This window comes from Flavobacterium luteum (assembly GCF_008806775.1).
Taxonomy (GTDB): Bacteria; Bacteroidota; Bacteroidia; order Flavobacteriales; family Flavobacteriaceae; genus Flavobacterium; species Flavobacterium luteum.
Window position 1 is genome coordinate 204,485 of record NZ_WAEM01000002.1, and the last position, 15,570, is coordinate 220,054.

The window sequence follows — 15,570 nt, forward strand, 5'->3', positions numbered from 1 at the left end:
TAATGTTACATTGATAGCAATCTAAAAATGTACCTTTGTTAAAAATAATTGCAAATGTTAAAAAAAGGATCCAAACTAAATAGTATTTTAACAGGAAGTTGTCCTAGATGCCAAAATGAAAGCATGTATGTGGATAAAAATCCCTATCATTTAAAGAAAGTGTTAAAAATGAATGAAAACTGCAGTAGTTGTGGTTTAAAATATCAAATAGAACCTTCTTTTTTTTATGGCGCCATGTATGTAAGCTATGGATTAAATGTAGCACTTGGTGTTGGAACATTTGTAATTACCGCTGTTATGCTTCATAAAAGTTTAAAGTTTTCTTTTATAAGTATAATTTTGGCGATTATTTTTTTAACGCCGCTCGTTTTGAGATGGTCGAGAAATATATATATTAATATATTTGTTTCCTATAATGCAGATACCAAAAAATAATTTATTTCTTCTTTTCGTATCTTTCTATATTGATATCGTTAGGCAAACTGACACCTGATTCAATTGATTCGAATAATAATTTTGCAAGAAATGGCCCAAGCATTACTCCTCTAGTTCCTAAACCATTCAAAATATGAATGTTTTTGAATATGTGATGAGTTCCTATCAATGGTTTTCTATCTTTAACCGTTGGGCGAACTCCAGCAAAATGAGATACAATTTCAAAATCACAGTTAAGAATTTCTTTAATTCTATCTATAAGTTCTTGTTTCCCTTCAGCAGTTGGTATATTGGTTTTATCTTGCCAATTGTAAGTTGCCCCAATTTTAAACAAACCATTGCCTAAAGGCAAAATAAAAACACTTGTATTTACAATAACATCTAAATCTAGCTTTGGAGCTTTAATAATTAACAATTCTCCTTTTGTACCATCTAATGGTAAATGATTAAAATAAGGATTCGAATGCATGCCAAAGCCTTCAGCAAAAACAACATGTCTTGCTAAAATAGTTTTATATTCTATACCATCAGGATTTGATTTTAGAATGGTATAATCAAAAGACTCATTTAGAAATAAATTATTATTAATTAAATAAGATTTATAATTTTCTAATAATAAAGGAACATTTACATAGCCCGTTTGCTTTACTTCTCCAAAATCAAAAGGAGAATCTAAACCGCATATTATTTTTGTTACTAGAATTGTTGAAAGAAAAGGAACTAAATTTATTTTGTCTGAAGCTACAAACCAGTTGTTTTGTTCTTCTATAGAAAAGAATTTTCTAAGTATTGGTATTTTAAAATCTACTTGAATTCCAAGTTTGCTTTCTAATTTAGTATAAAAGCTTGTTAATTCATTGAGCTGTTCTTGAGCATTAGAAATAGGTGTAAATCTTTTCAAGATTACTGGATTGTATAAGCCCCCTGCAACTTTAGAAGAAGAATTGCTATCATTATCAATGACTAAAACTGACTTATTATTATTTAAAGCAGTTTCTGCAAACGCAATTCCTGCCAATCCTGAACCTATAATTAAATAATCTATCATGGTCTAAAATTAAAAAAACTCTTATCAATGATAAGAGTTTTAATATATAATTAAAATTAGCTTAGTAATTCCACATGTCTTGTTCGAAATCACGAATCTTATCTTTTACTCTTTCAGATTCTAACAATTGCATCTGCGAATTCTCTTTCATGTACTCAGCTATTTCTCTATCGCCATATACATTCTCTTCTTTATAAACAACGGCATTAAAACGTCTTGAATTTAAGAGATGGTCAAAAGTAATCGGCATTGCAGAGTTTCTATCATTAAAAGCCTTAGCTTCATGAAGAACGTCTCGAACGGCAGGAAAATAAACCCAAAATAGTTCAATGAAATCTTGATTTTCAGCACCAATCTCTTTTGCTTCAGGAGAAATAGGACAAATTCCTAAAAGCCTGTATTTTAATTCACTTTGACGCTTGTCAAAATACCAATATCCTTTAATTTTATAATCAGAAATATCAATAGCTCCTAGCTCTTTTTTATTTATATACTGAGGATCTAAAACTTTTTTTCCTGATTTATAATCTTCAGGATAGTTATTAATCTCTTCTTTTCCTGCATTAGTAGTGTCAACATAAGTAAATGAGGAACTCATATCCTTAAATGTCTTTTTAGTATTGAAATAACTATCAGTATACACCTCAGTAATCTTTTCTTCTTTTATTCCTTTTAATAAAACATCAAATAAAGATCTTCTATCTTTGCCAATATTTGCAGTATCAATTGGATAATATAAAGGAAAGTTAATTCTTTCATCTAAATCTATCGTTTCCCACATGGTCTTTCCTAACAATACATCTCGATCATGAACATAACCATAAGCTAAAGGCTTATCATTATCAGATATTAATTGTGCTGGGGTTTTCTTTCCTATTTCAGAAGGCACTTTTGCATTAAGCAAATTAGACTGAGCAAATGAAGAAAAACTTACAAAAACAACAGTTATAACGATTAAAAAATTTCTATACTTCATGATTTTAAATTTTAAGTTATGCTAAGACAATAACGTTTTCTAACTTAAATTATTATTGAATTTCGTAAGTAACTGGAGCTGTTCTTGATAATAAAATATCAGACCCTTCTAGTTTAGTTTTAATATCTGAAATTACAATTAGATCACCTCTTCCTGCTTTTGCAAGAGCAGCTTTACATTGCGCATTTACTCTATCACCATTAACAATTACAGTAGCTTGACCCGTTACTTTTAAACTGAAAGCTGTAACTCTTAATTTTACTTCAAAATCAAAGTCTAACATTTTAGCAGTAATTTGAGATACTTCTAAACGAGATTTAGCTCCTTTAACTGAACCATAATCACCTCCAATACATCCAGTTGGTGCAGGTATACTTTTAATTCTAAAAACTTTCTTATCTGATACCGTTTTACCATCAGGTAGTTTAGCATTAACATTGATAGCTAATTCAGTACCAGAACCAGGACGTATTTCGTATTTTCCGGTACCACTTGCTTTAGTCATACCAGGAGCACTAGCAGTAACATCTTTATCTGAAACTCCAGCAAAAGAAATAGTCATTGGATTGGTAACACCTCTATATACTACATTCATCTTATCTGCAGAAATGGTTGCTGAATTTGGTCTAGGAACCACTACATATTTGCCTTCAAATTTCAAAGGAACTGGCTTACCATCTTCCATAAAAGAAAAAGTTCCATTAATAGTTTTTTCTCCTACACCACCAGCAGTCATAGAAATAACAGCTTGACCATTCTCAATTTTTCCAGGCCCAGAGAAACTGGTTGGAACTGTATTAGCGTCATACTTACCTAAAACTACTTTACCTTTTACAGTTTCACCTTCAAAGAATACATTTTTCTCTAAAATTACCATTGCTTGGAAATTTTTCAATGAAGCTGCTTGAGCAATTGTATTTCCAATTAACGCATTGTAAATATCTTGTTCAGTAGCATGAACATCATTTTCCATACTAGTCAATTTTGCAATCGAAGCTACTGCTGGAAAAGATTCAAAATGATATGATAAATACTTTTTAGAAACACCATCTTTATCTTTTACATTGTCTAAATTAAATTTAGACTTAATGTTATTAATAATAGGTTGGTATTTAACATCATTTCCAAAAACAGCAATTATATCTTTTTTATAATTTTCAATGGTTGATATTATCTCTGTCCCTTTTGAAGAATAACCATCACCTTTGAACCAAGTTTGATCGATATAACCGCCCTTATCCATTGCCTCATAGGGTAATTTTCCTGTTTTTTCATCTCTTTCAAACTCTTTAGCAACTTCAGTTTTCAAATCCCCTATATAGGCATATAACTTTTTAGAAATTGCCTGTACTTGATTTGCTTTATCCAAAGGCGCCTTAAAACGAGCTGGTTCATCTTCAGCTTTTTGTTCTAAAGTAGCTAATAAACTTTTATTATATTCTTCAGAAAACTTATTAACACCTTCAAACTTCTCATTCATTAAACCGAATGCGGTTAATACTTCTTTTGACATATTTAATGCCAACATTGCGATGAAAACCAAGTACATCAGGTTAATCATCTTCTGCCTAGGGGTTAATTTTCCTCCTGCCATTTTTTCTAGTTAATTTTGATTTATATTAAAAATGTAGTGAGATACTAATTCCCTTTATTACTCATTGCAGAAAGCATTCCTCCATAAACATTGTTCAATGAAGACAAGTTTGAGGTTAGCGACTGCATTTGATCTTTTAATTTTAAATTGTTTTCAGCAACTTCATTGTTGATTTGTGCATTTCTAGAAGCACTTTCCAATTGAATTTTGTACAAACTGTTCAATGATTCCATTTGAGCAGCAGCTAAATTCAATTCTTCACTGTATTTTTTTGTTGATGCAATAGAATCTACAGTCGGAGAAATCCCTTTTGCAGCTGATTCAAAGTTTTTGATACTAGTACCTAAACTAGTCATCAACTCACTATCAATTTTAGCTTCTTTTAACATAGCGTCTAATTTCTGAGAAAGCAAACCTTGAGCATCAGAGTCATCTTTCTTAGATGATTTAGCCTTAGCCTCACCACCAGCCAATTCAGGATAAACTAATGACCAATCTAATTCGGTATCAACTGGATCAAAAGCTGATAAACCAAAAATTAAGGCTTCAGTTAAAAGTCCTATAATTAATAATGCGCTAGCTCCATGCCAGTGCTGTATTTTAAATAACGCCCCTACGATTACAACTGCTGCTCCCATACCGTAGGAGAAATTCATTACTTTTTTGCTTAAAAATGCCATAATAAAAAATTTAATTGGTTAAGTTAATTTGTTGAGTTTAAAAATTTATCTTTTAGGTGCTTTACCTGTTGTAACAGTTCCCATATAATCCTGTACGGTTCTAAAACCGATATAACTTCTTGCTGTGTCAGCGTATTCGAAGTCTCGAGTACCTACCTGTAAAAAATAAGCGACATCTTTCCACGAACCACCTCGAACGACTTTTCGCATATTTTTTAAATCTCCAACACTTGGATTCATACTAGAAACATATTCGTAAGCACCCGCATCATAAGAAGAATCAGTCCATTCAGCAACATTTCCAGCCATATTATAAAGATTATAACCATTCGGCTCATATGATTTTGCCTCTACAGTATACAAAGCTTGATCTGCGGCATAATCACCTCTATTTGGCTTAAAGTTTGCAAGGAAACAACCTCTGTCATTTTTAGAATAAGGTCCACCCCAAGGAAAGGTACCAGACTCTAATCCCCCTCTTGCTGAATATTCCCATTCTGCTTCAGTAGGCAATCGGAAAGTATTTATTAAATCCCCTCCTTTCTTTTTAGACTTGATATAAATATTCTTTTTCAGGGTTCTCCAAGCGCAAAACGCTTTGGCTTGCTTCCAGTTTACACCAACTACAGGATATTGAGAATAGGCTTCATGCCACAAATAATCATTATGCATTGGCTCATTGTAAGAATATGAAAAATCTTTAATCCAAACTGTTGTATCAGGATAAACTTTTGTTTGCTCTGTTTTGATAAAATCCTTTCTCTTTCCGTTTTTAGCTTTAGCAGCAGCTTGAATGTCCATCCAAGAATAACGGAATTTTAATTTATTAACATCTATAGTTCTTAGACCATTGAATGATTCTGCAACCGGAAGGTACATAGTATCCATTACTTCAGTATAGTATTCATCTGGATATTTAGAAGTATCAGTTATTAATTTAACTTTTCTGTTTAATTTTCTTCCCGCATAAGCATCATCAGCAGTTCCAACACTATAGTAGTTTTCATACATGTACTTGTCATAGGCAGTCATTTTTGCAGGGTCTGCATCGTTGAAAGCAAAATCAGCAATGCTCCCAGAGCTTTTTCCTCCTTTACCTTTTGTAGCGCCACCAGCAGTTCCTCCGCCACCAACTTCATCAGCCAAAATTGCTAAACGAACTCGCATAGTTGAATCTTTAACCCATTCAACAAATTCACGATACTCGCTATTTGTAATTTCAGTTTCATCCATATAAAATGACCTTACAGTAACTGTTTTTGTAGGAGCATCTTGCACATTAGCTAAATCATCATCAGATTTACCCATAATAAATGCGCCACCAGGTACTAAAGTCATACCAAAAGGCTTCTCGGGATTCCACTTTTTCCCTTTAACTCCAACTAATTCACCTTTGTCACCTGATCTGCCACAACCTACCAGCAAAGCTGAAATGACTGTAAAAGCAATTAATTTTTTCATATAAATTTGGGTTATGTATGTATTCATATTTTGAGGGCGTAAACCTATTTATTTTTTTTTAAAAAAGCAACTATTTATTTAAATATGTGTTAAATAATAACACAAAAATAATTTTTAAAATTTATAAAAAAAACATTTTGACGATTAAGTGCTTTTTTTAACGATTAAATACATCTAAAAACGCATTTATATGTGTTTTCTTACCTTTTTTGGTTTAATCTGCAAAATTTCAAATTCTTAGTTAGATACTATTCTTTCTTTGCATTTTCCACCATCGCTCTGGCAACTCTTGATTACATGCCAGCAAATATTCTTCATAAGAACATGGTAATAACGTATTCCTTTTCAATTTATTGTTAGAGGCAGAATTAAAAGATACTTCTAACCACCATCTATCTGTTTTATTACTTTTATAAAAAATTAATTCTTCATTTTCAAAAGGAATTATATACTTCAAGTAATTTTCTTTACTTCCAAAAGGATACTCATTTGATCTGTAATGAAACCCCTCAATAAAATACCAAACAATTTGAGCCATCAAAACAGCTTCTTGCTTTGAATTATTATGATTAAAAATTCCAAAAGAAGAAACTTTATCACTTATCCCTGAATATCTTGACAAAGCACATATCTCTTTACCCGTAAAACCGTTAGGTGTAAATGTAATAAAATTACCTGAATCAGACGATTTTACAGATGTTAAATCTACTACAACGATATCGGCGTCTCTAAAGACAGGTTCTGCTATAGCAATATTATTAGAAACATCGCCCAATCTGTAAGCATCGAAAAATAATTTCTCAATTAAATCTATTTCTTCTTGAGAATTATAATAGGTTTGAAACCCAATATTACTGTAGTTAAAAAGATTATTTGGTTCGTTTACAATAATATTGGTTAAGTATGATGAGGCGAATACAAATTCATTTTCTTTTCCCAAGTCAAATTTACTATCAATTGCAACTAAATTTACCATCTGTTCTAATTGATCATAGGCTCTATATATGGGATAGGTTAAATCCTGAGAGCCTCCAATAATAATTGGTAAAATTTTATTTTTGATTAAAGATTCTGAAACTTTTTGAAGTGCAAAATAGGTATCTTCTTTTGTATTTCCAGAATTTATATCGCCTAAATCCGCTATTGAAATATCCCAATTTCCTGGAAACAAACTATACAATTCCTTCCTTACATAAAATAAATCGACATCATTTATTGCGTTGATGTCGCCTCTGTTTTCTATAACGCCAATAATAGCAATTTTAATTTTATCTAAATCTGGGAAATCTGATTTTGTATGTAAAACCATTTTACTCCCCAAATGCTGAGAAGAAAGTTCTTTGACAAAATCAAGAATATTGTTATTTAAAGGAGAAAGAAAATCAAATTCCATTGTTTATTTCTTTTTTGTAACTGTTTTTTTAGCCAAAGGTTTTTTTGCTGCTGCTTTTTTTGCTGGAGCTTTCTTTTCAATCATTTCCTGTACCTGAGCTAATGTTAACTTTGAGGCATCAATATCTTTACTTAATTCTATTTTAATTTTACCTTTGGTAATTTCTGATCTTCCCCAACGTGCTTTTTGAACTAGAATACCTTCAGCTTCCCAATTATGAATTACTTTATCAATATTTTTTTGAAGTTTGTCTTCTATTATTGTTTCTATATCTTGTTGGGATAAATTATCAAAATTATATTTGGTGCTTACATTAATAAAAATACCATTCCATTTAAGAAAAGGACCAAATCTTCCAGTCCCTTTTTGAACACCTTCTCCTTTATATACTGCAATTGGCGCATCAGCTTCAGTTTTTTCGTCAATTAAAACTTTGGCCCTTTCTAAATCTACATCTAAAGGTTCTTCTCCTTTTGGCAAGGAAACGAATACTTTTCCAAATCTAATAAAAGGGCCAAAACGGCCTAAACTCACTTCAACTTCTTCTCCTTTATAAGTACCTAATGCTTTCGGAAGCAAAAATAGATTCAGTGCTTCTTCCAGGGTAATATTTCCAATATTCTGTTCTGGTCGTAAACTTGCAAATTTCTTTTCTTCGTCATCAACATCTCCTATTTGAGCCATCGCTCCAAATTTTCCTAAACGAACTAAAACCGTTTTGCCAGATTCAGGATGCTTCCCCAAAATTCTTTCTCCACTTTCTCTATCGGCATTAGCCTCTACATCTTTGACATTAGGATGAAATTTATCGTAGAACTCTTGCATCATTTTAGTCCAATTGATGTTCCCTTCTGCAATCTCATCAAAATCTTGTTCTACTTTAGCTGTAAAATTATAATCTAATATATTTCCAAAATTTTTCACTAAGAAATCAGTAACAATTGTTCCAATATCAGTTGGGACCAATTTACCTTTATCAGAACCTGTATTTTCTTTTAAAATTTTATCTGAAACTTTACCCGATTGCAGTGTTAATTGAGTATAGTTTCTCTCTTGTCCTTCTAGATTTCCTTTTTCGACATAATTTCTATTAATAATAGTAGAAATAGTTGGCGCATAAGTCGAAGGACGGCCAATTCCTAATTCCTCTAATTTTTTTACTAATGAAGCTTCTGTATATCTTGCCGCAGGACGAGAATATCTTTCGGTTGCGGTTATGTAATTATTTTGTAATTTTTCATTAACTTTCATTGCTGGCAACATCCCCTCTTGTTCATCATCGTCATCATCATTCCCTTCAAGATATACTTTTAGAAAACCTTCAAATTTAATTACTTCTCCAGATGCTGTAAAAACATCATTGTGATTATTTGCCTCTATTTTAACGTTGGTTCTTTCCAATTCAGCATCACTCATTTGAGAAGCTAAAGTCCTTTTCCAAATTAAATCATACAAACGAGCTTGGTCACGGTCAATATTTACAGAATGACGAGACATGTCTGTTGGTCGAATCGCTTCATGTGCTTCTTGAGCTCCTTTACTTTTATTTACAAAAGTTCTAGGTTTTGAAAATTCCTTTCCGTACGATTTGATAATCTCTGCTTGAGCGGCTTCCATAGCATCTTTCGAAAGATTAACGCTGTCCGTTCTCATGTATGTAATCAATCCAGCTTCATATAATCGTTGTGCCAATTGCATTGTAATTCCAACAGGCAAATAGAGTTTACGAGCTGCTTCTTGTTGCAAAGTTGAAGTTGTAAAAGGACCCGTTGGTGATTTTTTTGTAGGTTTGGTTTCTAAATCAGAAACTTTATAAGACGAGCCAATATTCTTATTCAAGAAATCTTGGGCTTCTTTTTTTGTATTAAAATTTTTAGGCAATTTAGCTTTGAAAGACCTTCCAGCTTCATTTGTAAATTCTGCTACGACTGAATAAGTCGCTACAGCGTTAAATTTTTGAATCTCTCTTTCTCTCTCAACAATTAATCGCACTGAAACCGATTGAACTCGTCCAGCTGACAATCCGCCTTTTATTTTTCTCCAAAGTACTGGCGATAATTCATAACCCACTAATCTATCTAAAACTCTTCTCGCTTGTTGCGCATTAACTAAATTGTAGTCAATTTCTCGGGGGTTATCAATAGCTTTTAATATTGCATTTTTGGTAATTTCGTGAAAAACAATTCGCTTGGTTTTGTTTTTATCGAGTTTCAATTCTTCAGATAGATGCCAAGATATGGCTTCTCCTTCACGATCCTCATCACTTGCTAACCAAACCATGTCAGCATTTTTAGCTAATGTTTTTAGTTTAGAAACTAATGCTTTTTTATCTGCAGAAACTTCATATTTAGGCTTGAATCCGTTTTCAACATCAACCCCAATCTCTTTTGAAGGCAAGTCGGCAATATGACCATAACTGGATTCTACTTGGTAATCTGCGCCAAGAAATTTCTCGATGGTTTTTGCTTTTGCTGGGGACTCAACTATAACTAAATTCTTTGCCATTGGTTTGTTTTTCTAGGGCAAAAGTAGGAGATTTTTTTAAATATTATCCTTTTGAAGTAATTTTTGACTCATATAAATTAGAAAATTATCTATTCCTGAAAATTTAGTTATAGATTTTTAGCCTTGATGAAGTATAAAACTATTCTCAAAAACAAAAAAGGTTTTTGTATTAATAAAGTCAATTTAAAAATATCAAATAGTATTTTATGAAAATTTTGTTAAAACAAAACTGACACATTGTCATATTTGTCGAAATTGCATTATCTTTGCGTTCTGAAAAGATGTGATGGAAAAAATTATTGAAGAAAGTAAGCAAGGTAAAAGTCTTGTACTGGCGTTTAACCCCGAAAACACTAAAAAACTTTTTATAGAGAGTTATGGTTGCGCTATGAATTTTTCAGATAGCGAGATTGTAGCTTCTATATTGTCTGGAAACGGCTATAATACAACAAATAATCTCGAAGAAGCCGATTTAGTGTTAGTAAACACGTGTTCCATTCGAGACAAAGCGGAACAAACTATTCGCAAACGTTTAGAGAAATACAATGCCGTAAAACGGGTTAATCCAAAAATGAAAGTAGGTGTTTTAGGCTGTATGGCAGAACGTTTGAAAGATAAATTTCTTGAAGAAGAAAAAATCGTGGACTTAGTTGTAGGTCCAGATTCCTATAAAGATTTACCTAATTTATTGAACGAGGTTGAAGAAGGTCGTGATGCAATAAACGTGATATTAAGTAAAGATGAAACCTATGGCGATATTTCGCCTGTACGATTAATGAGCAACGGAATTACTGCACTAGTTTCAATTACTCGTGGTTGCGATAATATGTGTACATTTTGCGTAGTGCCTTTTACTCGCGGCAGAGAACGCAGTCGTGAACCCCAAAGTATTATGGGAGAAATTCAAGATTTATGGGACAATGGTTTTAAGGAAATTACACTTTTAGGTCAAAATGTAGACAGTTACTTATGGTACGGTGGTGGTTTAAAAAAAGATTTTGAAAACGCTACCGAAATGCAAAAAGTAACTGCTGTTGATTTTGACCAATTACTAGAAATGGTAGCGATTGGTTTTCCTAAAATGCGTATTCGCTTTTCGACTTCTAACCCTCAAGACATGCATGAAAGCGTGCTACATGTCATTGCTAAATATAAAAATATTTGTAAGCATATTCACTTGCCCGTACAATCAGGAAGCAATAGAATCCTTAAAGAAATGAACCGCTTGCATACTCGTGAGGAATACATGTTATTAATTGATAAAATTAGAGCTATTATTCCAAATGCTTCGATTAGTCAAGATATGATTGCAGGTTTTCCTACTGAAACCGAAGATGACCATCAAGACACCATGAGTTTGATGAACTATGTAAAATACAACTTTGGTTACATGTATTCATATTCCGAACGACCTGGCACTTTGGCTGGACGCAAAATGAAAGATGATGTTCCAGAAGAAACAAAAGCAAGAAGATTGCAAGAAATAGTCGATTTACAACAAAAACATTCTTGGTTTCGTTCGGAAGAATTTATAGGACAAACGGTAGAAGTTTTGGTTGAAAAAGTTTCGAAAAAATCGGCTGAAGAGTTTTCAGGAAGAAATTCACAAAGTATTACTGTAGTTTTCCCAAAAGAGAATTATAAAAAAGGTGATTTTGTGAATGTAAAGATTATGAGTTGCACGAGCGGAACTTTAAAAGGAGAAGCTGTTGGATTAAGTGATATGAATTAAAAAAAATGGATAATTGATAATGGATAATTTCTAAATCCGAAATTAAACATCCATTGTTAATTGTCAATTATCAATTGAATAAAAATGGAAACAGTTCAATCAATAAAACAACGATTTGAAATTATTGGGAATGACCCAAAACTCAATCGCGCGATAGAGAAAGCCATTCAAGTTGCTCCTACCGATATTTCGGTTTTAGTAGCAGGAGAAAGTGGCGTAGGAAAAGAAAATATTCCTAAAATCATTCACGCGCTCTCTCATCGCAAACACGGAAAATACATCGCAGTAAATTGTGGTGCCATTCCAGAAGGAACCATTGATAGCGAACTTTTTGGTCACGAAAAAGGCGCTTTTACGGGAGCTACAAATACTCGAGAGGGTTATTTTGAAGTAGCCGATGGCGGAACTATTTTCTTAGACGAAGTAGGTGAATTGCCATTGACTACACAAGTGCGTTTACTTCGGATTCTAGAAAATGGGGAGTTTTTAAAAGTAGGGTCTTCGCAAGTACAAAAAACTAATGTGCGTATTGTTGCTGCAACCAATGTAAATTTGTTTACTGCAATAGAGAAAGGTAAATTTCGGGAAGATTTATATTATCGATTGAGTACCGTTGACATAACTTTGCCTCCTTTACGGGAGCGAAAAGAAGACATTCATTTGCTTTTTAGAAAATTTGCTGCCGATTTTGCTCATAAATATAAGATGCCTCCTTTAAAATTAGATGACAATGCTGTTCAGGTTTTGCAAAAATTTCGTTGGAGCGGAAACATTCGCCAATTGCGAAACGTGGCCGAACAAATTTCGGTTTTAGAAACCAATAGAGACATTTCTAGTGCTACTTTACAATCCTATTTACCAACAGAAGGAAGTAATTTACCTTCAGTCATTAAAGATCATCGAAAAGCCGAAAGTGATTTCAGTACCGAAAGAGATATTTTGTATAAAGTGCTTTTTGATATGAAAAGCGATTTGAACGATCTGAAAAAACTGACTTTAGAATTGATGAAAAACGGTGCAGCAAAAGCACAGGAAATAAATCCGAATTTAATTCAGAAAATATACGGCTCAAAAGAAAATGAAAGTGAAATTTCATTTGAAGAAGAGCCAAGAACTCCAGTTTTCACAACCCAAAACTCAGAGGATGACTTTGAAGAAAATGATGATAATTACTTATTTGCCGAAACGATAGAAGAGGAAGAAGTATTGCGTTTAGAACAAAAAGAAATTGAAATGATTAAAAAATCATTAGAAAAAAACAAAGGGAAACGCAAAGCTGCAGCCGATGAACTCGGCATTTCTGAAAGAACTTTGTATCGAAAAATTAAACAGTTTGATTTGTAAGCAAATTGATAATTAAAAAAATTGATAATTAACCATTGTAATGAATATCTTTGTCCTGTTATTTTAGAAAATGAATTACATTAAATCTATACTCTTTTTACTTACCGCCTTTAGCTTCAACAGTTGCTCGGTTTATAACTTTACTGGAACTGGGAAAATTGATGCTAAAACTTTTCAAGTAAATTACTTTCGCAATAATGCGCCGTTAATTGAACCTGGAATTGAACGAACATTTACTTTAGAATTACAGGATTTAATTCAAAATCAAACCAATTTAAATTTAGTAAATTCAGGAGGCGATTTGACTTATGAAGGTGAGATTATTGATTACAGAATTAGTCCAACAACTGCAACCGCAGATCAAAGAGCGGCACAAAGCAAATTAACCATTTCAATAAAAGTTCGATTTACCAATAAAAATAAAGAAGCCGATAATTTTGAGAAAACATTTTCATTTTTCCACAATTATACAGGAACTGACCAATTAGTAGGTGCTAAGCTAACAGCAGCATTGGATGAAATTTTCGAAAGAATTACTCAAGATATTTTTAATGAATCGCTTGCAAAATGGTAAATTTTAGAGTTAATTTGTTCATTGATAAAAACTAGAACTTATTTTGAACGTAATTGAATATACTTCCTTAATAAATAATCCGAATGCTATAAATGACATTCAGAGTATTACCTTGGAAAAAATTGCGCAAGAATTTCCTTATTTCCAGAGCGCTCGAGCATTATATCTAAAAGGATTATACAATCAAAATAGCTTTAAATACAATTATGCATTAAAAATAACAGCAGCCCATACTACAGACAGAACTGTTTTATTTGATTTTATTACTTCGGATTCATTTGTAACCATACACAAAGGATTGTACGATAAAAAAGTAGCCGAATTACTAGATATTTCTGTAAATGAAAATGAAATTATTAATGCTGAGAACTCTAAATTAGAACAAAGAATAAATACAGTAGAGGAATCGATTCTTATTTCTATTAAAAATGCAACTCCAGTTGTAGAAGAAGAAGTTCTTGTAGTAGAAGAAAAAATTATAGAAAAGGCAGAATACAGAATTCCTTCTGAAAAAGATTATGTTGCTATTGAAACTATTGAAGTAGAAAAAACAAAAGATAGTATTGTCGAAAATCTAGAAATAGGTAAACCATTAGTTTTTTCTAAAAACGAAAAACATTCATTTCAAGAATGGTTGCAATTATCTAAGTTAAAACCAATAATTAGAGAAGAAGAACATACTGAAATAGAAAATGAAAACCCTTCTGAAGTAGATTTCGAGAAGCAAAAAAAAAACGAATTAATTGACAAGTTTATCGAAACTAGTCCTAAAATCCCTCCTGTTAAGCATGATTCTCCAATAAATACTTTTGTTTTTGAGCCAAGTATCTCGAATACCTCCTACTTGATGACCGAAACTTTAGCTAGAGTATATTTAGAACAAAAAAAATATCAAAAAGCAATTCAAGCATATCAAATATTAATTTTGAAATATCCAGAAAAAAGTAGTTTCTTTGCAGACCGAATTTTAGATATTAAAAATTTACAACAAAATAATAAATAACAATGAGCACATTTTCAATTTTTTTAGTTTTAATAACAATCGTTTGTTTCCTATTAATCATAGTGGTTATGGTTCAAAATCCTAAAGGTGGAGGATTATCATCTTCATTAGGAGGATCTCAAATGATGGGTGGCGTACAAAAAACTACTGACTTTTTAGATAAAAGCACTTGGACACTAGCCACAATACTAATTGCATTAATTTTATTGTCGAGTTTAAGTTTTACAGGAAGCTTAAGCGATAATGACTCTAAAATTATTGACCAAACAGATGCAACAACTCCCAAAACAGAAACTCCTGCATCTAAAAACGAGAAAACTAAAACTGACGTGCCAGCTGTACCAGTTGCACCAGTAAAAAAATAATTTCCAATTAAAATATAGATAATGCCAGCTTGTCAATGCTGGCATTTTTTTTAAGTAAAATTGTCAGTTATAAAGGGCTGGCATAATTTCTGAACCTGATTATTTATTAAATTTAACATAACAATAAACATAAAATTATTATGGCTTTAAACATTAAACCGCTTTCAGACCGCGTTCTTATAGAGCCAGTGGCTGCTGAAACTAAAACGGCTTCAGGTATTTTTATTCCTGACACAGCAAAAGAAAAACCTCAAAAGGGTACTGTTGTTGCAGTAGGAAATGGCACAAAAGACCATACCATGACTGTAAAAATTGGAGATTCTGTTTTGTATGGAAAATATGCTGGGACTGAACTAAAATTGGAAGGAAAAGATTATTTAATCATGCGTGAAGACGATATTTTAGCAATAATTTAACTTTAAGCAATTAACTGAATTAACACCCGAGCGATAGCGAACGG

14 protein-coding genes are annotated in these 15,570 nt (G+C 32.2%); 7 read left to right on the top strand and 7 right to left on the bottom strand.

Annotated features, from left to right (window positions below):
* The first annotated feature begins 54 nt into the window (after nt 1-54).
* Nucleotides 55-435: a DUF983 domain-containing protein gene (locus F6464_RS04700; RefSeq protein ID WP_151106652.1), complete on the top strand. Its 381-nt coding sequence runs from the start codon at nt 55-57 to the stop codon at nt 433-435.
* Nucleotide 436: 1 nt separating this feature from the next.
* Here F6464_RS04700 and F6464_RS04705 read toward each other — a convergent pair whose 3' ends face one another.
* From F6464_RS04705 to topA, 7 genes are all read right to left on the bottom strand, one after another.
* Nucleotides 437-1,483: an NAD(P)/FAD-dependent oxidoreductase gene (locus F6464_RS04705; protein WP_151106653.1), complete on the bottom strand. Its 1,047-nt coding sequence runs from the start codon at nt 1,481-1,483 to the stop codon at nt 437-439.
* Between the two features lie 61 nt (nt 1,484-1,544).
* The gene (gene porN, locus F6464_RS04710; protein WP_151106654.1) at nt 1,545-2,459 is read right to left on the bottom strand and encodes a type IX secretion system ring subunit PorN/GldN; all 915 of its coding nucleotides are present in this window, start codon (nt 2,457-2,459) and stop codon (nt 1,545-1,547) included.
* A gap of 52 nt (nt 2,460-2,511) precedes the next feature.
* Complete coding sequence (gene porM, locus F6464_RS04715; protein WP_151106655.1) at nt 2,512-4,053, bottom strand: type IX secretion system motor protein PorM/GldM; 1,542 nt, start codon at nt 4,051-4,053, stop codon at nt 2,512-2,514.
* Between the two features lie 44 nt (nt 4,054-4,097).
* Nucleotides 4,098-4,733: a type IX secretion system motor protein PorL/GldL gene (gene porL / locus F6464_RS04720; RefSeq protein WP_151106656.1), complete on the bottom strand. Its 636-nt coding sequence runs from the start codon at nt 4,731-4,733 to the stop codon at nt 4,098-4,100.
* A 45-nt stretch (nt 4,734-4,778) separates the two neighbouring features.
* Entirely contained in the window at nt 4,779-6,194 is a 1,416-nt protein-coding gene (gene porK, locus F6464_RS04725) for a T9SS ring complex lipoprotein PorK/GldK (protein ID WP_151106657.1), read from the bottom strand.
* Between the two features lie 241 nt (nt 6,195-6,435).
* Nucleotides 6,436-7,587 (bottom strand): formimidoylglutamase, encoded by a 1,152-nt coding sequence (locus F6464_RS04730; RefSeq protein WP_151106658.1) that lies wholly within the window; start codon nt 7,585-7,587, stop codon nt 6,436-6,438.
* Nucleotides 7,588-7,590: 3 nt separating this feature from the next.
* Nucleotides 7,591-10,092, bottom strand: coding sequence for a type I DNA topoisomerase (topA, locus tag F6464_RS04735; RefSeq protein ID WP_151106659.1), 2,502 nt, complete (start codon nt 10,090-10,092; stop codon nt 7,591-7,593).
* Nucleotides 10,093-10,378: 286 nt separating this feature from the next.
* Here topA and miaB point away from each other — a divergent pair, with 286 nt between their 5' ends.
* From miaB to F6464_RS04765, 6 genes are all read left to right on the top strand, one after another.
* On the top strand, nt 10,379-11,824 hold the full coding sequence (miaB, locus tag F6464_RS04740; RefSeq protein ID WP_151106660.1) for a tRNA (N6-isopentenyl adenosine(37)-C2)-methylthiotransferase MiaB: 1,446 nt from the start codon (nt 10,379-10,381) through the stop codon (nt 11,822-11,824).
* A gap of 84 nt (nt 11,825-11,908) precedes the next feature.
* Nucleotides 11,909-13,168, top strand: coding sequence for a sigma 54-interacting transcriptional regulator (locus F6464_RS04745; RefSeq protein ID WP_151106661.1), 1,260 nt, complete (start codon nt 11,909-11,911; stop codon nt 13,166-13,168).
* Between the two features lie 70 nt (nt 13,169-13,238).
* Complete coding sequence (locus tag F6464_RS04750; RefSeq protein WP_151106662.1) at nt 13,239-13,742, top strand: LptE family protein; 504 nt, start codon at nt 13,239-13,241, stop codon at nt 13,740-13,742.
* Nucleotides 13,743-13,785: 43 nt separating this feature from the next.
* A complete protein-coding gene (locus F6464_RS04755; RefSeq protein ID WP_151106663.1) occupies nt 13,786-14,745 on the top strand; it encodes a tetratricopeptide repeat protein in 960 nt (319 codons plus the stop codon).
* 2 nt (nt 14,746-14,747) lie between these two features.
* Nucleotides 14,748-15,110, top strand: coding sequence for a preprotein translocase subunit SecG (secG, locus tag F6464_RS04760; protein ID WP_151106664.1), 363 nt, complete (start codon nt 14,748-14,750; stop codon nt 15,108-15,110).
* A 140-nt stretch (nt 15,111-15,250) separates the two neighbouring features.
* Nucleotides 15,251-15,526, top strand: a complete 276-nt coding sequence (locus tag F6464_RS04765) for a co-chaperone GroES (protein WP_035670228.1) — start codon at nt 15,251-15,253, stop codon at nt 15,524-15,526.
* Nucleotides 15,527-15,570 lie beyond the last annotated feature (44 nt).